Annotated in this window: 24 protein-coding genes; 14 read left to right on the top strand and 10 right to left on the bottom strand. The window is 68.9% G+C overall.

Translation table 11 applies throughout. The features are described 5' to 3' along the window. Positions 1–285 precede the first annotated feature (285 nt). From gspD to ACT535_RS05515, 5 genes are all read left to right on the top strand, one after another. On the top strand, positions 286–2463 hold the full coding sequence (gene gspD / locus ACT535_RS05495; protein WP_168461182.1) for a type II secretion system secretin GspD: 2178 nt from the start codon (positions 286–288) through the stop codon (positions 2461–2463). A gap of 8 nt (positions 2464–2471) precedes the next feature. Next, on the top strand, positions 2472–3092 hold the full coding sequence (locus tag ACT535_RS05500) for a prepilin peptidase (protein WP_476363601.1): 621 nt from the start codon (positions 2472–2474) through the stop codon (positions 3090–3092). 39 nt (positions 3093–3131) lie between these two features. Then, entirely contained in the window at positions 3132–3692 is a 561-nt protein-coding gene (locus ACT535_RS05505) for a tetratricopeptide repeat protein (protein ID WP_476363602.1), read from the top strand. A gap of 49 nt (positions 3693–3741) precedes the next feature. Further along, the gene (locus ACT535_RS05510; protein ID WP_168460521.1) at positions 3742–4170 is read left to right on the top strand and encodes a YidB family protein; all 429 of its coding nucleotides are present in this window, start codon (positions 3742–3744) and stop codon (positions 4168–4170) included. A gap of 181 nt (positions 4171–4351) precedes the next feature. Beyond that, a complete protein-coding gene (locus ACT535_RS05515; protein WP_476363997.1) occupies positions 4352–6532 on the top strand; it encodes a transglycosylase domain-containing protein in 2181 nt (726 codons plus the stop codon). A gap of 16 nt (positions 6533–6548) precedes the next feature. On the opposite strand, the gene yidD is transcribed toward ACT535_RS05515, so the two are convergent. Next, a complete protein-coding gene (gene yidD / locus ACT535_RS05520) occupies positions 6549–6917 on the bottom strand; it encodes a membrane protein insertion efficiency factor YidD (RefSeq protein ID WP_476363603.1) in 369 nt (122 codons plus the stop codon). A gap of 154 nt (positions 6918–7071) precedes the next feature. On the opposite strand from yidD, the gene ACT535_RS05525 reads away from it, so the two are divergent. Beyond that, positions 7072–7671: an HD domain-containing protein gene (locus ACT535_RS05525; protein ID WP_476363604.1), complete on the top strand. Its 600-nt coding sequence runs from the start codon at positions 7072–7074 to the stop codon at positions 7669–7671. Between the two features lie 10 nt (positions 7672–7681). On the opposite strand, the gene ACT535_RS05530 is transcribed toward ACT535_RS05525, so the two are convergent. Then, positions 7682–8125 (bottom strand): iron-sulfur cluster assembly scaffold protein, encoded by a 444-nt coding sequence (locus tag ACT535_RS05530; protein ID WP_476363605.1) that lies wholly within the window; start codon positions 8123–8125, stop codon positions 7682–7684. A gap of 355 nt (positions 8126–8480) precedes the next feature. On the opposite strand from ACT535_RS05530, the gene folE reads away from it, so the two are divergent. The 6 genes from folE (at position 8481) to ACT535_RS05560 (ending at position 13810) form a co-directional block, all read left to right on the top strand. Then, entirely contained in the window at positions 8481–9206 is a 726-nt protein-coding gene (gene folE / locus ACT535_RS05535; protein WP_476363606.1) for a GTP cyclohydrolase I FolE, read from the top strand. Between the two features lie 72 nt (positions 9207–9278). Further along, positions 9279–9770 (top strand): phosphoribosyl-AMP cyclohydrolase, encoded by a 492-nt coding sequence (gene hisI, locus ACT535_RS05540; RefSeq protein ID WP_476363607.1) that lies wholly within the window; start codon positions 9279–9281, stop codon positions 9768–9770. A 450-nt stretch (positions 9771–10220) separates the two neighbouring features. Next, the gene (locus tag ACT535_RS05545; protein ID WP_476363608.1) at positions 10221–11216 is read left to right on the top strand and encodes a helix-turn-helix transcriptional regulator; all 996 of its coding nucleotides are present in this window, start codon (positions 10221–10223) and stop codon (positions 11214–11216) included. A 152-nt stretch (positions 11217–11368) separates the two neighbouring features. Beyond that, positions 11369–12451: a patatin-like phospholipase family protein gene (locus ACT535_RS05550; protein WP_476363609.1), complete on the top strand. Its 1083-nt coding sequence runs from the start codon at positions 11369–11371 to the stop codon at positions 12449–12451. A gap of 124 nt (positions 12452–12575) precedes the next feature. Continuing rightward, complete coding sequence (locus ACT535_RS05555; RefSeq protein ID WP_476363610.1) at positions 12576–13214, top strand: flavin reductase family protein; 639 nt, start codon at positions 12576–12578, stop codon at positions 13212–13214. A 134-nt stretch (positions 13215–13348) separates the two neighbouring features. After that, positions 13349–13810 carry a cupin domain-containing protein gene (locus ACT535_RS05560; RefSeq protein WP_476363611.1) on the top strand — a complete coding sequence of 154 codons (462 nt, stop codon included), beginning with the start codon at positions 13349–13351 and terminating at the stop codon, positions 13808–13810. A 21-nt stretch (positions 13811–13831) separates the two neighbouring features. Here the strand turns inward: ACT535_RS05560 and ACT535_RS05565 are convergent, their stop codons facing one another. The 3 genes from ACT535_RS05565 to ACT535_RS05575 are packed head-to-tail and all read right to left on the bottom strand — an operon-like array spanning position 13832 to position 17161. Further along, positions 13832–14929, bottom strand: a complete 1098-nt coding sequence (locus tag ACT535_RS05565) for an alginate O-acetyltransferase AlgX-related protein (RefSeq protein ID WP_476363612.1) — start codon at positions 14927–14929, stop codon at positions 13832–13834. A 15-nt stretch (positions 14930–14944) separates the two neighbouring features. Beyond that, the gene (locus ACT535_RS05570; RefSeq protein ID WP_476363613.1) at positions 14945–16363 is read right to left on the bottom strand and encodes an MBOAT family O-acyltransferase; all 1419 of its coding nucleotides are present in this window, start codon (positions 16361–16363) and stop codon (positions 14945–14947) included. 21 nt (positions 16364–16384) lie between these two features. Next, on the bottom strand, positions 16385–17161 hold the full coding sequence (locus ACT535_RS05575) for an NAD kinase (protein ID WP_168460566.1): 777 nt from the start codon (positions 17159–17161) through the stop codon (positions 16385–16387). A 165-nt stretch (positions 17162–17326) separates the two neighbouring features. On the opposite strand from ACT535_RS05575, the gene cutA reads away from it, so the two are divergent. After that, the gene (gene cutA / locus ACT535_RS05580) at positions 17327–17650 is read left to right on the top strand and encodes a divalent-cation tolerance protein CutA (RefSeq protein WP_476363614.1); all 324 of its coding nucleotides are present in this window, start codon (positions 17327–17329) and stop codon (positions 17648–17650) included. 19 nt (positions 17651–17669) lie between these two features. Here cutA and ACT535_RS05585 read toward each other — a convergent pair whose 3' ends face one another. The 3 genes from ACT535_RS05585 to ACT535_RS05595 all read right to left on the bottom strand — a co-directional run bounded on the left by ACT535_RS05585 (position 17670) and on the right by ACT535_RS05595 (position 20560). Next, positions 17670–18701: an MBL fold metallo-hydrolase gene (locus ACT535_RS05585; RefSeq protein ID WP_476363615.1), complete on the bottom strand. Its 1032-nt coding sequence runs from the start codon at positions 18699–18701 to the stop codon at positions 17670–17672. Between the two features lie 172 nt (positions 18702–18873). Continuing rightward, entirely contained in the window at positions 18874–19887 is a 1014-nt protein-coding gene (locus ACT535_RS05590) for an amino acid ABC transporter substrate-binding protein (protein ID WP_168460576.1), read from the bottom strand. 40 nt (positions 19888–19927) lie between these two features. Further along, positions 19928–20560: a L,D-transpeptidase gene (locus ACT535_RS05595; RefSeq protein WP_168460578.1), complete on the bottom strand. Its 633-nt coding sequence runs from the start codon at positions 20558–20560 to the stop codon at positions 19928–19930. A 457-nt stretch (positions 20561–21017) separates the two neighbouring features. Here ACT535_RS05595 and thrS point away from each other — a divergent pair, with 457 nt between their 5' ends. After that, entirely contained in the window at positions 21018–22994 is a 1977-nt protein-coding gene (gene thrS / locus ACT535_RS05600; protein ID WP_476363616.1) for a threonine--tRNA ligase, read from the top strand. 135 nt (positions 22995–23129) lie between these two features. On the opposite strand, the gene ACT535_RS05605 is transcribed toward thrS, so the two are convergent. Together ACT535_RS05605 and ACT535_RS05610 are read right to left on the bottom strand one after the other, a co-directional pair. After that, positions 23130–23747, bottom strand: coding sequence for an outer membrane protein (locus ACT535_RS05605; protein WP_476363617.1), 618 nt, complete (start codon positions 23745–23747; stop codon positions 23130–23132). Between the two features lie 169 nt (positions 23748–23916). Further along, positions 23917–24255 carry a c-type cytochrome gene (locus tag ACT535_RS05610; protein ID WP_476363618.1) on the bottom strand — a complete coding sequence of 113 codons (339 nt, stop codon included), beginning with the start codon at positions 24253–24255 and terminating at the stop codon, positions 23917–23919. Positions 24256–24257 lie beyond the last annotated feature (2 nt).

Below are 24257 nucleotides of genomic sequence, written 5' to 3' on the forward strand. Positions count from 1 at the left end.
GCAGCGCGCCCCGTCAACCCTTATATATCCGTCACATGCAGTCGCTAAAGGATGCGCGCCGAGGGTCGTCTGGCGCGCGCCCGCGACCAGCGGCCCTTGTATGCGGCTATCGGATTCCGCGGCTTCTTGGCCGCGCGGTTCTTGGGCCGCGCGGTTCCTGCGTTCGGAAGTATCAGGTGATGCGTGACTGAGGATTGGCGCGGCCGGTCGAGCCCACGACCGGGCACTCTCGTATTGACGTGCGCGATCCTCTTCGCCGCGGTCCTGTCCGGCTGCTCGGGCATCATGGACGACACCAAGCCCCAGAGCACATTCGACCAGGTCCGCAACATCGACCTGTCGCCGAAACCCATGCAGCCTGTGGCTCAGCCGCAACAGCCGTCCGACAATCGTCAGCCGATCGAATATTTCGCAACCCCCGGCGCGCAGCCGGTGGCCGACCCGGCGTCGGTCGGCGCGGCCGGCACCGCACAACGCGGAGCTGATGGCGGATACGATCTCAACTTCGAGAACACGCCGGTGACCACCGTCGCCAAGGTGGTGCTCACCGACATCCTCGGCGCCAACGTCATCATCGATCCGAGGGTCCAGGGCACCATCAGCTTGTCCTCGGCGCGGCCCGTTGCCCGCACCGATCTCGCCTACGTGCTGGAGAGTGCCCTGCGCGCCAATGGCATCGCCCTCGTCAAGGATTCCTCCGGCTACCAGCTGATGCCGCTCACCGAGGCCGCCGGCTCCGGCGCCACCGATGTCGGCACATCGCGGCCGGAGCCCGGCTACGGCGTCTCGGTGGTGCCGCTGCGCTACGTCTCGGCCGAGACGCTGATGCCGGTCATCGACAGCTTCGCCACCCGGGCCGGCATGGTGCGGGTCGATCCGGGCCGCAACGTCCTGCTCATCCAGGGCACCGCGCAGGAGCGGCAGGCGGCCATCAACACCGCCCTCTCCTTCGACGCCGACTGGATGCGTGGCCAGTCCGTGGGCATCTACCCGCTGCGCAACAGCGCGCCGGAACCGCTCATCACCGAGCTGGAGACGCTGCTGGATTCCGGCGAGGGCGGGCTCAGCCACAAGCTGGTGAAGTTCCAGGCCATCAACCGGATGAACTCGGTGATGGTGGTGGCCAAGAAGCCGGAGCTGCTGCGCACCGCCGCCACCTGGATCGAGCGGCTCGACCGTTCCGACAGCTCGGTGGGCGTGCGCGTCTACCGCCTGCGCTACGGCGATGCCCGCCAGACCGCGCGCGTGCTGAACGAATTGTTCAACGGTACCTCCTCGCAGGGGCTGGACCAGGCCTCCAACCAGATCGCGCCAGGCTCCGGCGCCTCGGCGTCATCCAACGGCGGCGGCTCGAACGGGCCCATGTCGGTGCAGCAGCGCCTCGGCCAGACGCCGCAGCAGAACCAGGGCCAGAACGGCCAGAATGCCCAGCCGGTGAACCGGGGCGAGACCGACAACGAGCTGCAGGGGGGCTCCGGCCCCTCGGGTGCCGGCGGCGCCATCCTCTCCGGCATCCGGATCACCGCCGATCAGGTGAACAACTCCCTGCTCATCTATGCGAGCCAGGAGAACTACAAGATTATCGAGCGCACCCTGCTCCAGCTCGACCAGCCGCAGCTGCAGGTGGCCATCGAGGCGACGGTGGCGGAGGTCACGCTCAACGACCAGCTCGCCTATGGCGTGCAGTTCTTCCTGACCAGCAAGGACCTGGGCCTCGGGCGCAACAACGGCTCGGCGGTGAACACGCTCTCCAGCGAGATCACCAACCAGGCCATCAACCGCGTGCTGCCGGGCTTCAACCTTTTGATCGGCCGCGAGAACCAGCCCAAGGCCATCCTCGACGCCCTGCACACCGTCACCGACGTGAAGGTGCTGTCCAATCCCTCCGTGGTGGTGGTGGACAACCAGAAGGCGACCCTTCAGGTGGGCGACGAGGTGCCGGTCTCCACCGGCAGCGCCACCGTGCTCACCTCCTCCAACACGGTGGTGAACACCATTGAATACAAGAACACCGGCATCATCCTGCATGTGACGCCGCGGGTGAACGTGAACGGGCAGGTCCGGCTCGACGTGGAGCAGGAGATCAGCAACGTCACCAAGCAGCCGACCACCAACGGCTCGTCCTCCGACAGCTCGACCCTCACCCCCACGGTCTCCCAGCGCCGGGTGAAGAGCACCATCGCGGTGACCAGCGGGCAGACCGTGCTGCTCGCCGGCCTCATCAGCGAGCGCAGCGACGGCGTGCGCCAGGGCGTGCCGGTGCTGGACCAGATCCCGGGCGTGGGCGATGCCTTCGCCCACAAGGACACCACGGTGAAGCGCACTGAGCTGATCATCTTCATCCGCCCGCAGATCATCCGCGACAACATGGATGCCCACACGGTGGCTGAGGAATTGCGCGCCAAGCTGAAGGGATCGGTTGGCGTGTTGCCGGGCGGCCCGCAGCCGCTCATCAACCGGTGAGGCCCGCCATGGCCGACGCCGCAGATGCGATGGGGGAGCGCCTGACGGGTCTCGGCGCCCCTCCGCGTGCCGCCAGCCGGGCCGAGGCGACCGCCCTCGCGGCCGTCTGCCTCGCCGCCATGGGCGCGAGCCTCACAGTGGCCGGCCTTCCCGCCGGCCTGCCCCTCGCCGCTCTGGTGCCGGTGCTCGCGGCCGTCGCCGTCATCGATGCGCGGCACTTCCTCATTCCCGATGCCCTGAACGCCGCCGGCATCGCCCTCGGCCTCGCCTATGCGGCGCTCGTCGCTGACGACGTTACGGAATGTCTGGTCGCCGCCGGCGCGCGCGGCCTCCTCCTCGGCCTGCTCTTCTTCGGCCTGCGCACGGGATATCGCGCGCTGCGCGGACGCGACGGGCTGGGCCTCGGCGACGTGAAGCTGGCGGTGCTGGCGGGCGTGTGGCTGGAGGTGACGGCCATCCCCCTCGCCATCGAGATCGCGGCCCTCTCCGCGCTCCTCGCCTATGCCCTGCGCCGCCGCGCGAGCGGCCGGGCGCTGCGGTTCGACGGGCGGCTGCCGTTCGGCCTGTTCCTCGCGCCGGCGGTGTGGATCGCCTTCATGATCGACGCCCTCCTCCTCAAGGCGAGCTGAGCCATGCCTCTGGAAGAGACCTTGCGCCCGGAACGGACCGTGTTTCGGAAAGCCTTTCGCCACGCGGCCGTCGCGCTGGCGCTGGTGTTCGCGCTCTGCGGGCCAGCGATGGCCGGCAGCAAGGACGGCACCCAGTCCCGCGCCTACGCGGCCTACGCGAAGGGCGACTACGTGACCGCCGCCGCGCTGCTCATCCCCCTCGCCTGGCAGGGGGATGCGAAGGCGCAGGGGATGGTCGGCTACCTCTATGAGACGGGAAAGGGCGTGCCGCAGGACTTTGTGGTCGCCGCCCAGTGGTACGGCTGCGCCGCCGAGCAGGGCGATCCCACCGCGCAATATCTGTTCGGTCTCGCCTACGACAAGGGCCGCGGCGTGCCCGTGGACGTGGTGCTCTCGCAGAAATGGCTGATCCTCGCCGCCGCCCGGGCCGGAAAGCAGGAACGCGACACCTTCACCCGCATCCGCGATGCGGTCGCCTCCAAGATGAGCCGGGCGCAGATCGCCGTCGCGCAGGAGCAGGCCATCCTGTGGATGCCGGCCCCGCCCTTCGTGCCCGATCCCCTGTGGCTGAACCGTCCGCGCTCGTTCACGCCCTTCTAACCGGCGCGGGTGTTTGATGCCTCCCGTGATCCCAGATTGCGGAGGCGTCATGGCCCTGTTCGACCAGATGATCGGCGGTCTCGTTTCGAGCGTCGTCGGCCAGATCCGGAAAAGCGGCACGGTGGGCGGCCTGCTGGACGGCCTCCTGAACAGCCCGGCCGTCACCGCCCTCCCCGGCTGGATCGACCGGACCATGGCTGGCACCAGCTTCGGCGGTCTGGAGGGATTCGCCGACGCGCTGCGCGCCGGCGGCCTTTCGGATGCGCTGGACAGCTGGATCGCTGACGGCCCGAACACGCCGGTGGACGCGGGCGCCATCGTCGCGGCGCTCGGCCAGGAGCGCATCGCTGAGCTGGCCGCGGCCTTCAACCTGCCGGCCGCGCCCTTGCCCGGACTGATGGCGCGCTTCCTGCCGGTGATCGTGGATCGCCTGAGCCCGGACGGGACGTTCGAGCTGCCGGAGCGCTCGGCGGCCTGACGCAGGGGAGCGCCCCGGAGAAGGCCGCGGGAGGCTCGCGCCCGCAGCCGGGGAACGCTATATAGGGCTTAAGGTCCGGTCGCGGCGCGGGGGCGCCATCGGGCCATCGTTCAGAAAGACCAGAGCCCGCACCGTGACCGAGCGCAAGCGTCCTTCCCTCCTCGAGCGCCTGCGCGGGCTGATGCTCGATTTCGACGCGCTGCTAGACAGCTCGCTGTTCAGCCTCGGCGCCCGCACGCGCAACATCCTCTCCGCCTACGCCGCCTTCACCGAGCGGTTCAATGTCACGGGCGTGGGTCGCTGGGCCATTGGCGCGGCCTCGGAAGGCTTCACGCTGGGCGTGGCCGGCGCCATGGTCATGCTGGCGCTCGCCATGCCGGCTTTCCGCGAGACGTCCGACGACTGGCTGAAGCGCACGGAGCTCGCCGTCACCTTCCTCGACCGCTACGGCAATTCCATCGGCGAACGCGGCGTCAAGCAGAACGACACCATCCCGCTGGAAGACATCCCGGACAACCTCATCAAGGCGACGCTCGCCACCGAAGACCGGCGATTTTACGAGCATTGGGGCATCGACGTCGCCGGCACGGCCCGCGCCCTCGTCACCAATGCCAAGGCGGGCGGCGTGCGGCAGGGCGGCTCCTCGCTCACCCAGCAGCTCGCCAAGAACCTGTTCCTGTCCAACGAGCGCACCATCGAGCGCAAGATCAAGGAAGCCTTTCTGGCCATCTGGCTGGAGGCGCGCCTCTCCAAGAGCCAGATCCTCAAGCTCTATCTCGACCGCGCCTACCTCGGCGGCGGCGCCTACGGCGTGGATGCGGCGGCGCGCTATTATTTCGGCAAGTCGGTGAAGGAGGTGAACCTCGCCGAGGCCGCCATGCTGGCGGGCCTGTTCAAGGCGCCGTCCAAATACGCCCCGCACATCAATTTGCCGGCCGCCCGCGCCCGCGCCTCCACCGTGCTCGACAACCTGGTCGAGGCCGGATTCATGACCGAGGGCCAGGTGTTCGGCGCCCGGCGCAACCCAGCGACGCCGGTGGACCGCCGCGACGACGAGGTGCCGGACTTCTATCTCGACTACGCCTTCGGCGAGGTGAAGAAGCTGGTGGACCAGCTGCCGCCCTCCGTCATCGAGCGCAATTTCATCGTCCGCACGGGCCTCGACCCCAACATCCAGAAGGTGGCGGACGCGGCGCTGGAATCCTCGCTCAACGAGTTCGGCCGCGACTACAAGGTGAAGCAGGGCTCCATCGTGGTGATGGAGCCCAACGGTACCCTGCGCGCCCTGGTGGGCGGGCGCGACTATGGCGAGAGCCAGTTCAATCGCGCCACCGACGCCTTGCGCCAGCCCGGCTCCTCGTTCAAGCCCTACGTCTACACGGTGGCGCTGATGAACGGCTACCGGCCGAACACCATCGTGCAGGACGCGCCCATCTGTCTCGGCAACTGGTGCCCGCAGAACTATGGGCGCTCCTACATGGGCTCCATCACCCTCAAGACCGCGCTCCAGCACTCGCTGAACACGGTGGCGGTGCGCCTCGCCGAGAAGTTCGGCCGCAAGAAGATCGTGGACCTCGCCCACCAGATGGGCATCCGCACGCCGCTGCCCATCTCCGCGCCGCTGCCGCTGGGCGCCGCCGAGGTGACGCTGTTCGACGCCACCACCGCCTATTCGGTGTTCGCGAACGGCGGCAAGAGCGTCTATCCCCACGCGGTGGTGGAGATGCGCATCGGCAATGGCGACGTGGTCTGGCGGTTCGACCGCGACGCCCCCAAGCCGGTGCAGATCATCCCGCAGCAGGCGCTCTACGACATCAACGACATGATGAACAACGTGGTGGAGAACGGCACCGGCCGCCGCGCCCGCCTGCCCAACGCCAAGGTGGCGGGCAAGACCGGCACCACCAATTCCTATCGCGATGCCTGGTTCATGGGCTTCACCGGCAATTATGTCTGCGGCGTGTGGTTCGGCAACGACGATTATGCGGTGATGAACAAGATGACCGGCGGCACCTTGCCGGCCCTGACGTGGCAGAAGGTGATGGCCTATGCCCACCAGGGCATCGAGATCAAGCCGATCCCCGGCGTCACCACGCCCATCCCCAAGCTCGACGAGCCGCCCGCCAGCATGAACGTGCCCGGCCTCGCCGACAGCGAGCGGCCGGTGACCCTCTCGCCCCGTTCGGCCGAACGGCTGGCGGCGCTGGAGCGCATGTTCAAGGAGGCCGAGGTGAAGCTCACCGACGCCGGCCCCGCCGCAGCGCCCGTTCCCGCAGCCGCACAAACCGCCCCTGCCCCGACCGCCGCGCCCGCCCCCACGGCGCCCGCGACGCCGATGCCCACGGCGGTGCGCCGGAATTGACGGCCCGCGCGGAGCCTTACTCCTCCGCGTCGGACTCCTTCGGCGTGCGCCAGATGCCGTAGGCCCACGGCCTGTACCAGCGCCCGCCCGTGGGTAGGCACTTCGGCACCGGGTCATAGCCATGCCCGCCCCAGGGATTGCAGCGGCAGATGCGGGCGGTGGCCATCACCGCACCGGGCAGCGCGCCGTGGCGCATCACCGCCTCCTCCGCATATTCCGAGCAGGTGGGCAGATAGCGGCATTGCCGGCCCATGAAGGCGGAGAAGGTGTAGCGATAGACGAGGATGAGCCCGCGCAAGGCGAGGCGCGGGGCGCGGGCAAGCTGCGCACCGATGTGGCGCGCCGGCCCGGCCGTCTCCTTCAGCCCGCTGTCATCCACCGCCATATCCGCCTCTGTCCCGCATCGCCCCACAATCGCCACGCTTCGGGTTCGACATGCGGGTATCCAGCCTTCATGTCGAAGTCGGGGCCGAGCTGGTCCCGGCGACCCGCGCGGCGCCCGCTTTTGGGGGCTATGCTCACGCGCGAGGTGATCGACGATGCCTGATGTCTTCCCGCCCACCCCTTCCGTCCCGCCCTTGTCCGTGGTGATGCGCGCCCTCGCCTTCGCGACGCTGCGCCACACCGACCAGCGGCGGAAGGGAAAGCGGGCGCAGCCTTATGTGAACCACCTCGTGGAGGTCGCGCTGCTCGTGAGCGAGGCGACCGGGGGCGCCGACCCCAACCTCGTCGCCGCCGCGCTGCTCCACGACGTAGTGGAGGACCAGGGCGTGGCGCCGGAGGAGATCGCCGCCACCTTCGGCGCGGACATCGCCGGCCTCGTCATGGAGGTGACGGACGACAAGGACCTCTCCTCCGCCGAGCGCAAGCGGCTGCAGGTGGAGCACGCGCCCCAACTCACCTCCCGCGGCAAGCTGCTGAAGCTCGCCGACAAAACCTGCAACCTGCGCTCCCTCACCGACGACCCGCCGGAGGACTGGCCCCAGTCGCGCGCCCGCGCCTATGTGGAATGGTCGCGGGCGGTGGCGGCGGGCCTGCGCGGCATCAATCCCGCGCTGGAGACGGCGTTCGATCAGGCGGCGGAGGAAGCCATCGCCGCCATCGAGACGCGGCGGGCCGAGGAATGGGCCGTGGGCTGAGGCCGGAGGGCTATTCCGCCGCCGCGCGCGCGGCCTCGATCTGGCCGATGGCGTCCACCACCGCATCGAAGGTGAGCATGGTGGAGGCATGGCGCGCCTTGTAGTCGCGCACCGGCTCCAGCACCTTGAAGTTCTCCCAGCGGCCAGTGGGCGGCGGGCCGTTCTCCCGCAACATCTTCCACATGGTGTCGCGCACCTCGCGCAGCTCCTGCGCGCTGGCGCCAACGATGTGGCTCGCCATGAGGGAGGAGGACGCCTGCCCGAGGGCGCAGGCGCGCACTTCATGGGCGAAGTCGGCCACCTTGTCCCCGTCCATCACCAGATCGATGGTGACGGTGGAGCCGCACAGCCGCGAATGCGCCCGCGCGCTCGCCTGCGGCGCGGGGAGCCGGCCGAGGCGCGGAATGTCCGCGGCGAGGGCGAGGATGCGGGCATTGTAGACGTCGTTGATCATGGGCGAACCAATCGGGCGGCGCGGACGGAGCCTGTGAGCCTGTCGCGCGGGCGTTCCGTTCTTATATAGAGACGGGACCAACGGACGCAAAGGCGTGCGACCGAAGCCTGGCCGATGGTGCCATAAAACCTCGATGCGGTAAGTTGAGCCGCCTCACCCTTGCGAAAACGCCCCTTCGGCCCCATCATGGAACTTGGGCCCTGCATTGGGCCTTCATTTTTGAAACGGACGGCAAAGCCGCCGCCGGCAGGTCCGGCGGGGCGCGGTTTGAGCGACACCGCGCAAGCGAGCCGACAACCGGTGACACTCCCGCCTTTCCCGGTCTCCGGTGAGGGCGGGTCGAACGGAGTTGGTCATGGACGCGGTAGTCAAGTTGTTCAAGGCGCAGGCCGAGAACGAGGAGCGGGAGCGTCAGCTGAAGGCCAAGGCTGCGGCGGTTCTCCGCGCGCCCGCGGCAGACGGTGCCCCTGCCCTCCCCAAGGTTCACCCGCCCCTCTCCGACGGCAGCCCCCGACCCACACGGGCCGAGGCGGAAGCCGCGGTGAAGACGCTGCTCGCCTATATCGGCGAGGACCCGGCGCGCGAGGGCCTGCTCGACACGCCGAAGCGCGTGGTGAAGGCCTACGACGAGCTGTTCTCCGGCTATGGCGAGGATGCCTACGAGTTGCTCGATCGCACCTTCGGCGAGATCGGCACCTTCGACGATTTCGTGCTGGTGCGCGACATCCCCTTCCATTCCCATTGCGAGCACCACATGGTGCCGTTCGTGGGCAAGGCGCACATCGCCTATTTCCCGGTGGAGCGGGTGGTCGGCCTGTCCAAGATCGCGCGGGTGGTGGACATCTTCGCCCGGCGGCTGCAGACGCAGGAGCACCTGACCTCGCAGATCACCAACGCCCTCGACGAGGGCCTGCGCCCCCGCGGCGTGGCGGTGATGATCGAGGCCGAGCACATGTGCATGTCCATGCGCGGCATCACCAAGCAGGGGGTCTCCACCCTTACGACGCAGTTCACCGGCGTGTTCCGGGATGACCCGGCCGAGCAGGTGCGCTTCATCACTTTGGTGCGCTCCAAGGGCTGACGCAGGACCGCCGCCGAAGGGCGTTCCTGCCGCAGCGGGAGCGCCCGACACGCGAGCGAAAGAGTCCAGCGAATGAGCGCCGACACCCCCGCCTTCACCTTCCCCACCGCCGGCAAGGGCGCCGCGCTGGAGGAGGACACGATCCTCTCCCCGCGCTTCGACGCCAACGGCCTCGTCACCTGCGTCGCCGTCGACGCGGAGACCGGCGAGGTGCTGATGCTCGCCCATATGAATGCGGAGGCCCTCGCCCTCACCATGGCGACGGGCGAGGCGCACTATTTCTCCCGCTCGCGCGGCAAGCTCTGGAAGAAGGGCGAAACCTCCGGCCACACGCAGAAGGTGCGGCAGATGCTGATCGACTGCGATCAGGATGCAGTCGTCATCAAGGTGGAGATGGGCGGCACGGGCGCCGCCTGCCACACCGGCCGCCGCTCCTGCTTCTATCGCTCGGTGCCCATCGGTGCCGCGCCCTCCGAGGCGACCCGCCTCGCCTTCACCGGCGACACCCCGCGCTTCGATCCCGCCGCCGTCTACGGCAAGGGTCACGACGGCCACGATCACTGACACCGCAGACCACCGCCGGATCACCGTCCGGCGCCGGTGGCCACGCTCTCGATCGCGTCGGAAACGCCGGCGCAGTGCCGCCCGTCGCCTGCGGGGGCTGGGCGGACGGGAGCACTGCACCGGCAGCGGAGGTTTTCAGGCGGTCGCCCTGACGGCTGCGCCTGTGTGGCCCGCACGTTCTTATCCGCCATTCCCCGGCGCGTTTCTCGGCACTGCGCGCACCCGGTCCTGTGCACGGCGCGAATCGCCTCTCGCCCGCTTTGGAAAAAGCGCGCCGCCGACGCCTTCCGACCAGTTAGTGACATTGACGCGGCAAAGCTTCCCCTGCGATCTTCGCCCCGCGACATCTCCTCCCCCTTCAGGAGGCGATCGCCGCGACCTCCTCGACGACAGACAGACGGCCCCAAGGGCCGCTGCCGCCGTCCGGACCAGAAGCCAAGCCCCGATCCGATGCCCCAAGCCACTGCCCCGGCTGCCGCCCAAGCCAGCGTCCTTGCCCCGGTGCGGTTCAACACCGCCGACGTGCCGGAGGCCGAGCGCATGGCCTTTGTGCGCGAATTCTACGGCCCCGTGCTGACCGGCCTCGACCTCGCGCCGGCCCCCGACGATCCCTTCCGCGTCTCGGTGAGCTTCCTTGACCTGCCGGGCGCCCTGGTGGCGCGGGGGCAGGCCAGCGCCATGGTCTCGACCCGAACCGCCGCGCTGCTCGGCGACGGCATCGACGACCTGACCATCTGCCGTGCCGAGCGGGCCTATCGCGTCACCACGCCCGATGGCCGCGAGATGGAAGTGGGTGCGGGCGAGACCGGCGTGTGGACCCTCGGCCAGCGCTCATCCTCCATCATCCAGCCCGACACCCGGTTCCGCACGGTGCAGGTCTCGCGCAGCCTGCTGCGGACCCTGGTGCCCAACCTTGATGACCTGAACATGGTGCGGCTCGCTCCGGGCGAGCCCGCGCTCGACCTGATGTTCGGCTATGCCGAGCTGGTCGAGCGCCAGCACATCGGCTTCGCGGAGGCCGGCCGTGTGGTGGCCGGGCAGCTGGCCGAGCTCGCCGCCTTGGCGCTGAGACGTGGAGCGCCCGGGCATGACGCGTCCGGACGCAGCAGCGTGAAGGCCGCCCGCCTCGCCGCCGCCAAGGCCGCGACCCGGGCCGCGCTCCACCACCCCGACCTGTCGGCGGCCACCATCGGCACCCAGCTCGGCATCAGCGCGCGCTATGTGCAGCTTCTGTTCGAGGAGGACGGCGAGACCTTCTCCGCCCACGTCACGCGGCTCAGGATGGAATGGCTGCGGCGGATGATCGAGGATCCGCGCCACGCCCACCGGCGCATCGCCGACCTCGCCTTCGAGGCCGGCTTCCGCGACCTCTCCACCTTCAACCGCCAGTTCCGCCGCCATTTCGGCGAGGCGCCTTCCGCCGCGCGCCGCCGAAGCCCGCCATAGGGCCGGCTCAAAACGCGCCGGACGGGTGCCACGCTTCGGACACCAGACTTTAGTAATCGAATCGCCAATGTAGCGGAGCGCCGGAAACGCTTCGGTGCCGGTGGAGGTTATCCTCCCACGGCGCCAGCCTGGCGGCGCGACGGGAGGCGTCGATGTTTCAGTCCCTCCACTGGCGTTCCGGCCCCTCCACCGCAGCGGCCGCCCCCAAAGCTGCGACCTCTTCCGCGACCAGCCCCGCGCCGCAGCCCCCCGATTCCGGCCCGCCCGATCTCGGCACGCCCGCCCACGCGGCGCCGCGCACGTCGGTGCCCAACGGCCCGGCCATCGGCCTCGCGCTCGGGGGCGGGGCGGCGCGCGGCTTTGCCCATATCGGCGTGCTGAAGGCGCTCGACCGGGCGGGCATCCGCCCCTCGGTGGTGGCGGGCACCTCCATCGGCGCGGTGGTGGGCGGCATCTGGGCCGCTGGCAAGCTCGACACGCTGGAGGAGTGGGCGCTCAGCCTCACCAAGCGGAACGTGCTCGGCCTGCTCGATTTCAACCTCGGCGCCGCCGGCCTCATCGGCGGCCGCCGCCTCGTGGAGCTGATGCGCCGGAACGTGGGCGGCATCGCCATCGAGGACCTGCCCATCGTGTTCGCCGCCATCGCGACGGAGCTGGGCACGGGCCACGAGATCTGGCTCACCCGCGGCGACTTCGTGGACGCCATCCGCGCCTCCTACGCCCTGCCCGGCATCTTCACCCCGGTGAAGGTGGGCGGGCGCTGGCTGATGGACGGGGCGCTGGTGAACCCGGTGCCGGTCTCCGCCGCCCGCGCCATGGGCGCGCGCATGGTGATCGCGGTGAACCTCAATGCCGACGTCTTCGGCCGCGGCACGGTCATCCAGGACCATGGCGGGGTGGTGGAGCGCGTCGCCGAGATGGCGGTGGCCGAGAAGAAGGACGGCCTCGCCGGCATCCTTAGCCCCGACCGGCTGCGCCGGCAGTTCTTCGCCGGCCCGTCCGGCGACGGCCCGCGCGGCCTGACCACGGTGATGATCGACGCCTTCAACATCACCCAGGACCGCATCGCCCGCTCGCGCCTCGCCGGCGATCCGCCGGACGTGATGCTCTCCCCCAAGCTCGGCCGCATCGGCCTGTTCGAGTTCCAGCGGGCGAAGGAGGCCATCGCCGCTGGCACGGAGGCCGCCGAGCGGGCGCTGGAGGACATCTCCTCCACGATGGTGGCGCTGGGATAGGCCCGCGCCGAGCGCGGGCGCGGGTGGCGCCGGGCTGGGGCGCGCGCCATGCGTGAGTATATCTGCCGCCGGGCAAGCGGAGCGGCTATGGTCCGCGATCTTCCGGATCAGGATCTGCCCCGCAATGTTCTACGAGCCGTCCAAGCGCAATCACGGCCTGCCCTTCTCGCCGCTGAAGGCCATCGTCGCGCCCCGCCCCATCGGCTGGATCTCCTCGCTTACGCCCGAGGGCGTGGCGAACCTCGCCCCCTATTCCTTCTTCAACCTGATCTGCGAGGCGCCGCCGCTGGTGATGTTCTCGTCCGCCGGACGCAAGGACAGCGCGGCCAACATCGAGGCCACCGGCGAGTTCGTCTGCAACCTCGCCACCCTCGACCTCGTGGATGCGGTGAACCTCACCTCCGCCCCCGCACCGCGCGATGTCAGCGAATTCGACCTCGTGGGCCTGGAGCGCACGCCCTCGCGCCTCGTGAAGCCCCCGCGCGTGGCGGCCAGCCCCTGCGCGCTCGAATGCGTCTATGTGGAGACCTTCCGGCCGAAAGGCAGAGATGGCACACAGCCCGACCAGCACATGATCATCGGCGAGATCGTCGGCGTCTATGTGGACGACGCCGCCATCGTGGACGGGCGGGTGGACATGCGGGTCATGAAGTCCCTCGCCCGCTGCGGCTATCTCGACTACGCCTGGGTCGAGGAACTCACCGAACGCGAGCGCCCGCCGGGTGGCGGCATGGATTTGAAGGCGCGGACGCCGAAGGCCTGAGCCCGGGCACCGCCGCCTCCCGCCCCCGCGTTCCCCTCATCGTGGACACAACCCATATGCCGAGTCAGTCGCCGAACCCCCGTCGCGCAAATCGAGCGGCAAGGGAGTGGTGTGGGGGGCTGTGCCTCTCCGCCATGGCCCTCCTTGCCACCAATGCTTTTGCGGAAGCACCCGTCACGCTCCATCAGGGGCATGCCGGCATCACCGCGGCCGAGTTGCCGGGAAAGCCGACCCGCGCGCTGGACTCCAGGGAGATCTTCCGCCAGCCGGACGGCGAGGGCCGCGAAACCATCATCTATCGCACGGTGCGGGCGCCCGGCACGCGGGCGCCCATCCATTTTCATGACGACGGGGGGATGACCTGCGTCATCGAAGGGGAAATGACGCTGTACCTCGAAGGCGCCGCCCCCGCGAAGGCGGTGGCAGGACAGTGCTATGCGATGCCCTCGGGCAAGCCCATGTCGGGGGTGAACAGCGGCCCCGCCAATGCCGTGCTGCTCGACATCTTCACCGTCAAGGCCGGCGCACCCGCCTGGCGCGTGACGGAGGACGGGGTGGAAGGCATCCAGCAGCAGTTTTCCACGCCCGCACGATGAGCATCACCGCGCCGCCGGAGCTCACTCCGTCGGCGTGCCCTTGCAGGGCATGGCGCGCTCGGTGGGCGCGTAGATGAGGATGTCGGGTTTGAACTTCTCGACGGCGCCCATCTCGAAGCGGCAATAGCGGTGGTGCATCCACGCATAGGCCGACGCCTGCGACACACCGAGGCCACGCCAGGACCCTTGGGAGAAGCTGTCGCCGATGACCATGATGCGCGGCCCGGCATGGCCCGTGTCGATGGCATAGGGCTGGAAGGGGTCGTTGTCCGGAACCGGCTTGAAGATGCCGGGGATGAGCTTCGGGTCCTTCGGCGCCACCATGGGCCCCTTGGGCGGGAACATCACGTCCGGCGGGTTGGGTACTGGGGAGCCGGTCGCGCGCAGGAGGTCGCCGGTGAGGCGCGGCTCCGGCGGGCCGAGGGCGTCCTCCGGCTTCACTTCCAGATCAGGACGGCCGGCGGCGGCCATGGCGGCGTTGAAGCCGAGGAGTTGGCCGCGCTGGTTCCAGTGGGTGTCGTAGCGCCAGTGCACCGGCCCGGTTTTCTTCGCCTCGGCGAGGATGGGGCGCATGTCCACGAAGGTGATGCCGGCCGCCTTCATCTTCTCCGCCACGAGATCATACTCGGTGGGAGAAACCTTCAGGCGCCGGGCATAGGCGGGCAGGTTCTCGAAATTGGTGGTGTGGCCGTTGGGCGGGATGAGCACCACGAAGCGGCCGCCATGGGCCTTCATGTAGGCGTTCATGCGCTCGGCGAGCGAGACGATGCTCGTCACCGCCTCCGGCCGCACCAATTGGCCGAGCGACTGCTCCAGCGCGTGCTCGTCCTTCAGGAAGAGAGAGCCGTTCTCGCCCTTCAGCGCGAGGTCGCCCTGGGTGTCGCCGATGAAGCGCACATAGGAGCGGTGGGCGGTGAGCACCGCGCCGCGGAAGCCGAAAACGTTGTTGATGTAGGGATCGAGCCGGCGCGCCGCATCCTCCCACCAGCGCGCCTCGGGTGCGGCCACGGTGCGCAGCGGCGCCGGCAGGTCCGGCGCGATGAGGCCGATGGTGGGCAGGGTGAGGATGGCGAAGAAGATCACCGCCCACCAGCGGCGGAAGGACATCAGAAGCGGCATGGCGTCCCTCCTCGTCTAGAAGCGGAAGTACAGGAACGGCGAATAGGTCGCCGCCCCCACCGAGAGCACGCAGAGCACGAACAGGCCCCACACCACGAGCGTGTCTACCGCGCCAAACACCGCGAGGCGCGTCTTCGGCGCCATCGTGCGTCCGCCGGGGCGCGGCAGGCCGAACATGGCGAGCGGCCATGCCAGCACCAGGATGGCCAGCGTCACCGGCTTCAGCTCCACCTCCAGCTGGGCGGAAAGATAGCCGGCGCCGTTCATCCCCACGAGCCCCTGGAACAGCTCCAGCGCCTGCGGCAGGCTGTCGGCGCGGAACCACACCCAGCCGGTGAGCACCACCAGCAGCACGTAGAGGTGGGAGAGGAGGCGCGGCGCCGTCTTCATCCACGCGCCGAAGCGGGTGCGCTCCAGCACCAGGAAAGTGCCGTGGTGGGCGCCCCAGATCACGAAGGTCCAACTCGCCCCGTGCCACAGGCCGCAGAGCAGGAAGACGGTCCAGAGGTTCGCCGCCGTGTGCAGATGGCCGTGCCGGTTGCCGCCGAGGGGGATGTAGAGATAGTCGCGGAACCAGCTCGACAGGCTCATGTGCCAGCGGCGCCAGAAATCCGAGATCGAGCGCGCGCCATAGGGCAGGTTGAAGTTGCGCGGGAACTTCAGCCCCATGGCGATGGCGAGGCCGATGGCCATGTTGGAATAGCCGCCGAAGTCGAAATAGATCTGCAGCGCATAGGCGGTGACGCCCAGCCATGCCTCGCCGAGATTGGGCGTCGAGGTGTGGTCGAACACCGCCGCCACCACTGGGGCCACCTCGTCGGCGATCAGCACCTTCCACGATAGGCCGATGACGAAGATGCGCAGGCCCGCCGAGACGCGGCCGAGCGTGGTGCGCCGCTGCCGGATGCGCCGGTGGATGGTGGAGTAGCGGACGATGGGTCCGGCCACCAGCTGCGGGAACATGGTGATGTAGACCGCGATCTCCTCGAACCGCCCGTTGGCCGCGGCTTTCCGGCGGTACACGTCCACGAGGTAGGAGATGGCGTGGAAGGTGAAGAAGGAGATGCCGAGCGGCAGCGCCGGATGCACCACCGGCAGCGCGAGGCCCGCCGGCGCCAGCAGCACGTTGAAATTCTGCGCCAGGAAGCCGGAATATTTGAAGGCGATGAGGCCCGCGAGGTTCGCCGCCACCGCAAGGCCGAGCACGCGCAGCCGCCAGCGTTCGCTGCGGCCGTCGATGGCGAGGGCGAGGAAGTAGTTGCCGACGATGGAGGCCGCCAGCACGAGCACGTTGGCGATGCCGCCCCAGGCGTAGAACACCAGCGAGAAGGCCAGCAGAACCATGTTCTTCGCGCGCACGCCGGGGGTCGCGAAGTAGCACAGCAGGAAGGCCGGCAGGAAATAGAACAGGAAGGTGACGGAGGAGAAGACCATGGCTCGCCGGCGCCCGGGGCGTCAGTAGACGAACTGCTCGCGCAGGATGCGTTCGTCGAGACCATGGTCGGGGTCGAACAGCATGTCCACGGAGGAGGTGGTATCGAGCCGCGCGGAGACGGCGATGATGTCGCGCACCTCGAAATGGTCGGCCGCCGCGCTCACCGGGCGCTTGTCGGCCTCCATCACGGCGATGTCGATGCGCGCGCGGTCCGGCACCAGCGCGCCGCGCCAGCGGCGGGGGCGGAAGGGCGAGATGGGGGTCAGCGCCAGAAGCGCCGTGCCCAGCGGCAGGATCGGTCCGTGGGCGGAGAGGTTGTAGGCGGTGGAGCCGGCCGGGGTCGCGACGATGATGCCGTCGCAGATCAGCTCCTCCAGCCGCATCTTGCCGTCGATGGAGATGCGCAGCTTCGCCGCCTGATAGGACTGGCGCAGCAGGGACACCTCGTTGAAGGCCGGCGCGCGGTGGCGCATGCCGTTGGAGGTCACGGCCTCCATCATCAGCGGATGGATGGTCACCTGCTGGGCGGCGGTGAGGCGCTCCACCAGCCCTTCCTCGCGGAAGGTGTTCATCAGGAAGCCCACCGAGCCGCGGTGCATGCCGTAGATGGGCAGGGTGCGTTCGCGGAAGCGGTGGAGCGTCTGGAGCATCAGGCCGTCGCCGCCGAGGGCGACCACCACGTCGGCGTCCTCCTCCGCCACCAGACCGTAGCGGGCGACGAGGCGCTCGCGCGCGGCCTCGGCCTCGGGCGTCTGGCTGGAAACGAAGGCGATGCGCTGGAAACGGGGTTCGCTCATCGGTGCGTCGGTCAGGAGGATCGTCCGGTCGGCGGGCCGGGAGCGGAAGGGGCCGGGTACGGTCTAGCGGTCCCGCCGCAATCTGTCGAGGCGCCGGGCGGGATGGTAGGGTCGCGGCGGAAGCGCATCGGCAGCCTTGCCCGCCGCGCGACCCCGGAGGAGCTTATGCCCGCGCGCATCGTCTACGCCACCTTCCCGAGCGTCGCGGAGGCCGAGGAGATGGGCCGCGCCCTAGTGGAGGCGCGGCTCGTGGCCTGCGCCAACATCCTGCCGGAGATGGTCTCCATCTACCGCTGGGAGGGGAAGATCGAGCGCGGCACCGAGGCGGTCATGATGCTGAAGACCACCGCCGAGCGGGCCGCCGAGGTGGTGGAGGCCGTGCGCTCCGCCCATCCCTATGACGTGCCCGCCATCGTCGTGCTGCCGCTGGAAGGCGGCCTGCCGGCCTATCTCGCCTGGATCGCCGGCGAGGTGGCGGCGGCGGGCTGAAGCCCCCGCCGCCCTGCCCTCACAGCACCGGGCGCCAATAGATCGGCTGGTAGCGGTAGCCGTCGCCCTTCTTCTCGATGTAGGCGGCGCCGGGGAACGGGAAGTGATAGCCCGCCACCAGGATGCGCTCCGCCGCGAGCCGGTCGTAGGTCTTGCGCCGCACTGCCTCGGCCGCTGCGGCATCCATGTCGAACGCGGCGTGCCAGCCGGGATTGGCCACGAACAGCGCGGGCAGGTTTGTGATGTCGGACTGGATGAAGAGGGTGTCGAAGCCCGACTCCAGTTCGAAGGACGTATGCCCCGGCGTATGGCCCGGCGTGCCGACCGCCTTGAGGCCCGGCGCCAACTCCTTGTCCCAGGCGTAGTGCTCCACCTTGCCCTCGAAGGGCTTGAACACCCGCCGCACGTTCTGGAAGCCGGGCTTGAGGCCATCCGGGGCGCGGCTCATCTGGCCGTCGTCCATCCAGAACGCCCATTCCTTCTCCGGCACCATCAGCTGCGCCTTGGGATAGGCCGGCGTGCCGTCGGCGAGGAGGAGGCCGTTGATGTGGTCCTGATGGAAGTGGGAGATCACCACCTGATCGATGGAGGCGGGATCGATCTCCAGATCCTCAAGGGTCGAGCGCACCAGGCCCACGGGGCCGGCCTGCCCGCCGTTGCCGGTATCCACCAGCACCTTCCGCCCGCCGATGTCCAGCAGCAGGACGGTGAAGGAGATGGGCACCTGATTTTCCGGCAGATAGGCCTTCTTCAGGGCCGCGTTCACCGCGTCCTTCGGCTGGTTGCGCACGAAGGTGTCGGAGAGCGGGATCGTCCGCATGCCATCGGAGATGGCCGTCACGACCACGTCGCCGACCTTGTAGCGATAGGCGCTTGGAACCTGCATGGGGCCGGTTGTCTTCGTCGGTTCGGTTTTGGCTGCGTCGGGCTGGGCCGGAGTCTTGGCCGGAGTCTGGGCGGGCGTCTGGGCGGCGGCGCCCCCCATGCCGGCCAGGGTGCCGGCGATGCCGGCCGTGCCGGCCAGAAGGGTCCGGCGGGAAACCTCGGTCATCCAATTCTCCTCGGGGCGTGAAGCACCGGAAGATTAGGACACCGCTTCAGGACAAATCGATGCCGGAACGGAAACGCCGCGCTCACATCCCTGCGAGCGCGGCGTTTCGAATCGTAAGCTTGACCAAGAGCTTAGCCGTGAGGATCGGCGCACCGCCCGATCTCGGCCCCTATCAGCGCACCGGCGGGGCGTACTGGATGCCGCCCATGCTCCAGAGCTGGTTGATGCCGCGCGGGATGCCGAGCTTGGACGCGGCGCCCACGTTACGCTCGAAGCTCTCGCCGTAGTTGCCCACCGCCTTCACGATGCGCACCACGAAGTCGTTGGACACGCCGAGTTCCTCGCCGTAGCCGCCCTCGTTGCCGACGAGGCGACGGACCTCGGGCTTCTTGGACTTCAGCGCGGCGTCGATGGTGTTGGTGGCGACGCCGAGTTCCTCGGCGTTGATCATCGCGAACACCGTCCACTTCACCAGATTGAACCACTGGTCGTCGCCCTGGCGGACGACGGGGCCGAGGGGCTCCTTGGAGATCACGTCGGGCAGCACGATGTGGTCGCCGGGCTTGGCCATGGTGAGGCGCAGGGCATAGAGCTGCGACACGTCGGTGGTGAGCGTGTCGCACTTGCCCTCTTCGTAGGCCTTCACGAGGTCGCCGGAGGTGGGCAGCGTCACCAGTTCGAGGGTCATGCCGTTGGCGGCGAAATAGTCCTTGGTGTTGCTCTCGGCGGTGGTGCCCGCCTGGACGCAGACCTTGGACTTGTCGAGTTCCAGGGCGGACGTGACCTTGCGGGCGTCGCGCACCAGGAAGCCCTGGCCGTCATAGTAGTTGATGGCGGCGAAGAGCAGGCCGAGCTTGGCCTCGCGCTCCAGCGTCCAGGTGGAGTTGCGCGAGAGCACGTCGATCTCGCCCTTGGTGAGGGCGGGGAAGCGCTCGTCCGCGGTCAGCGGCACGAACTTCACCTTGTTCGCGTCGTCGAAGATGGCCGCGGCGAGCCCGCGGCACAGGTCCACGTCGAAGCCCGTCCACTTGCCGGAGGCGTCCTGCGCGGAGAAGCCGGGGAGCCCCTTGGAGACGCCGCAGACCAGTTCGCCGCGGTCCTTCACGGTCTTGAGGGTCTGCGCCGGTGCCGCCGTGGCGCCGAGCGCGAACGCCGCGCCGGCCAGAAGGGCCAGGATCGTCTTCATGAAATCCCCCAGTGAGAAACGGGTGAAAAGAGGCGCGCCCTCAGAGCTCGGCCTGCTGGCGCACCACGACCTTCGTGCCCACCGGGACACGGCTGTAGAGGTCGATGATCTCGCTGTTCACGAGGCGGAAGCAGCCCGAGGACACGGCGTAGCCGATGGTCTGCGGCTGGTTGGTGCCGTGGATGCGGTAGACGGTGCCGCCGATGTAGAGCGCGCGGGCGCCCATGGGATTGCCGGGGCCGCCGGCCATGAAGCGCGGCAGGTAGGGCTGGCGCTGGATCATCTCGGACGGCGGGGTCCAGTCCGGCCACTCGGCCTTGCGCTCGATGGTCTTGAGGCCCGACCACTGGAAGCCGTCGCGGCCGACGCCGATGCCGTAGCGCATGGCGCGGTTGTCGCCCTGCACGAGGTACAGGAAGCGCTCGTTCGTGTGGATCACTATGGTGCCGGGCTTCTCGTTGGTACGGAAGTACACCGGCTGATGGCGGAACTGCGGATCGAGCTGGGCGATGTCGTCGTCCGGGGCGGTGAGGCCCGGCTGGTCGTCGATGTCCATCACCGCGCCGGGGCCGCCGCGCGGACCCACCTGGGCGCTGGCGCCGGCGGCGAAGGCAAACACGCCCACCTGAAGCAGGGCGGCGAAGGTCAAGGTCTTGATCGTCACAGGCATCATGCCGGCCTCTTCTAGACGCATCCCGGGCCTCGGCCCGGTCGAGCGGTGTCCTCGCCGGTCGTGCAGCCCTGGAAAGGCGCGCCGACCGGTTTCCCACCCCGCGTGACCCGCCCTGCCCTCCGCGAAGGCCCTCCCCGGACCTTCTCGGAACGACGCCGGCATGGCGAACACTCACGACCCCGCTTCCCGATTAGCCGAGGCCGCGCGCGAGGGAAAGGGGGGACGCGGCCGAAGCAGTGCAGCATTTTGGCCCTGAACGGTTTCTGAACGGTATCCAGAGCGCGGACGCCGCCCGTTTCAGGCGGCGGGGCTGTCGCGGGCCTTGCTTCGCCGCCGGTCGAGACGCCTCCCCCCGCCCGCGCGCTTTACGCGGCGCCATGGCCTCGCCTAAAAGGGCGCGCTTAACGAAAAGGCCTACCTGCGAGGTGCGCAGGAGTGGGCCGCAAGGAGCTTTGACATGATTTCCCTGACCTTCCCCGACGGCGCCAAGCGCGATTATGCCGAGGGGACGTCCGGCGCGGACATCGCCGCCGCCATTTCCAAATCCCTCGCCAAGAAGGCCGTCGCCGTTACCCTCGACGGGGAACTGGCGGACCTCTCCCAGCCCATCCCCCGCGACGCAAAGCTGGAGATCGTCACCCGCGACGACCCGCGCGCGCTGGAGCTGATCCGGCACGATTGCTCCCACGTGATGGCGGAAGCGGTGCAGGAGCTGTGGCCGGGCACGCAGGTGACCATCGGCCCGGTGATCGAGAACGGCTTCTATTACGACTTCGCCCGCAACGCCCCCTTCACCTCGGAAGACCTGCCGGTCATCGAGGCGAAGATGCGCGAGATCATCGCCCGCGACCGCCCCTTCACCAAGGAAGTGTGGACGCGCGACGAGGCCAAGCGCGTGTTCGCCGCCAAGGGCGAGAACTACAAGGTCGAGCTGGTCGACGCGATCCCCGAAGACCAGGACGTGAAGATCTACAAGCAGGGCGAGTGGTTCGACCTCTGCCGCGGCCCGCACATGCCCTCCACGGGCAAGATCGGCAACGCCTTCAAGCTGATGAAGGTGGCGGGCGCCTATTGGCGGGGTGATTCGAACAACCCGATGCTCACCCGCATCTACGGCACCGCCTGGCAGGACGAGAAGGAACTCGCCGCCTATCTCCACCGGCTGGAGGAGGCCGAGAAGCGCGACCACCGCCGCCTCGGCCGGGAGATGGACCTCTTCCACTTCCAGGAGGAAGGCCCCGGCACGGTGTTCTGGCACCCCAAGGGCTGGACCCTGTTCCAGGAGCTGGTGGCCTACATGCGCCGCCGGCTGAAGGCCGACTACAGCGAGGTCAACGCCCCGCAGGTGCTCGACCATTCGCTGTGGGAGACCTCCGGCCACTGGGGCTGGTACAAGGAGAACATGTTCAAGGTTCAGTCGGCCGGCGACGAGACCAAGGACGAGCGCGTGTTCGCGCTGAAGCCCATGAACTGCCCCGGCCATGTGCAGATCTTCAAGCACGGCCTCAAGAGCTATCGCGACCTGCCCATGCGCCTCGCCGAGTTCGGCGCGGTGCACCGCTACGAGCCCTCGGGCGCGCTGCACGGGCTGATGCGCGTGCGCGGCTTCACCCAGGACGACGCCCACATCTTCTGCACCGAGGAGCAGATGGCGGCGGAGTGCCTGAAGATCAACGATCTCATCCTCTCCACCTATGCCGATTTCGGCTTCGAGGAGATCGTGGTGAAGCTCTCCACCCGGCCGGAGAAGCGTGTGGGCTCGGATGCCGTGTGGGATCACGCCGAAGAGGTGATGACCCGCGTGTTGGCGCAGATCGAGGCCCAGTCCGGCGGGCGCATCAAGACCGGCATCCTGCCGGGCGAAGGCGCCTTCTACGGTCCCAAGTTCGAATACACGCTGAAGGATGCCATCGGCCGTGAATGGCAGTGCGGCACCACGCAGGTGGACTTCAACTTGCCCGAGCGGTTCGGCGCCTTCTATGTGGATGCGGACGGCCAGAAGAAGACGCCGGTGATGATCCACCGCGCCATCTGCGGCTCCATGGAGCGCTTCACCGGCATCCTCATCGAGCATTTCGCCGGGCACTTCCCCCTGTGGCTGGCGCCGACGCAGGTGGTGGTCGCCACCATCACCTCGGATGCGGACGACTATGCCGCCGAGGTGGTCGCCGCGCTGAAGGCGGCGGGGCTGCGCGCGGAACTCGATCTGAGGAACGAGAAGATCAACCTCAAGGTGCGCGAGCACTCGCTGGCCAAGGTGCCGGTGCTGCTGGTGGCGGGCAAGAAGGAGGCGGCCGAACGCACCCTCTCCATCCGCCGCCTCGGCTCCAACGCCCAATCGTCCGGTTCGCTGGACGAGGTGGTCGCCGCGCTGGTGGACGAGGCCGTTCCGCCGGATCTGAAGCGCAAGGCGCTCGCCGCCAAGGCGGCGTGAGGCAAGGCTGCGTGAAACCTGCGCGGGCGGGGCTCCGGCTCCGCCCGCCGCGCGCACCGGTCAGAATTTGTAGCCGATGCCCATGCGGATGGCCTGCTGGTTCAGGTCCTGCAGGATCGTGGAATTGGTGCCCACCTAGTTCTCGGGGCTGTCGAAGCCGGTGTAGCGATATTCGACGCGAGCGGTGAAGTGATCGGAGAGGGCCTGCTCGACGCCGGCCCCCACGGTCCAGCCCGGACGGGTCTCGCCATAGGCATGGAACGATTTTCCGAGCCGCCACAGATTGTTGAAGACATCGGCATAGGCCACGCCGCCGGTCACATAGACAAGCGTGCGGTCGAACGCATAGCCGAGGCGCGCGCGCAGCGAGGCCTGCCAGTTCTCCTCCACCGCATGGCCGAAGAGGTAGGAGACGAACGCGCTGGAGAAGGTCGAGGTCCCCGTGACGGCGGAACCTTCGATATCGCCCTCGATCCCGAGCACGATGTGGTCCACCTGCCAGTTGAAGGCGGCATAGGCGCCGCCCACGATGCCGTCCGCCCCGGTGGAATAGGCCGGGCATGCGGTGCGCGCCCAGTTGCAATCCTGCCCGCTCGCCTGCGCCCAGGCATATCCGACGTCCAGGCCGACGGTGAAGCCGCTCCAGGAAAAGGCCGGCTGCTCAGCCGGCGGTGCCGCCAGGGCGCCCTGCGCGCCCCCCAGGGAGACGGCGAGCAGGCAAGCGAATGCGGCGGCCGAAGAACGAACGCGCATGGAAAGTCCTCAGGCGGGAGCCGAATGCAGAATGGATGGCGCTGGTGCGACGCAGCACGTGCAGCATGCAGGCCCACCTGCACCCGCCACAAGTCGGCAGGACGCTTGAGCTGAACAGTTTCGCCCGGTGTGTCTTTTGGGAAACGCGCGCGTCGGCCAGAGCGGCCGATTACTTCTTCAGCGTCGCGAAATAGGCCGCGAGGTCGGCCGCCTCGGCGCGGGTGAGGGAGACCTGCGGCATCTGCGGGTGCGGGTTCAGCAGGCGGAAGGCCAGCCAGGCCGCCGAGACATCGCCGTCGCGGGCGGCGATGGCGGCGAAGGTGGGGGCATCGCTCGCGGCGCTCTGGGGCGCGGTGCCGACCACATGGCAGCCGGCGCACCAGCGCTCGGCAAGCGCGCGCCCGGCCGAGGCGTCGGCGGCGCGGGCGGCATTGGCGGCAAGCATCGGCAAGGCAACGAAACCGAACAGCGCGACGGCACCGGCCACACGCGAAAGAAGGCGCACCATGG

The organism is Xanthobacter sp. DMC12, assembly GCF_056314105.1.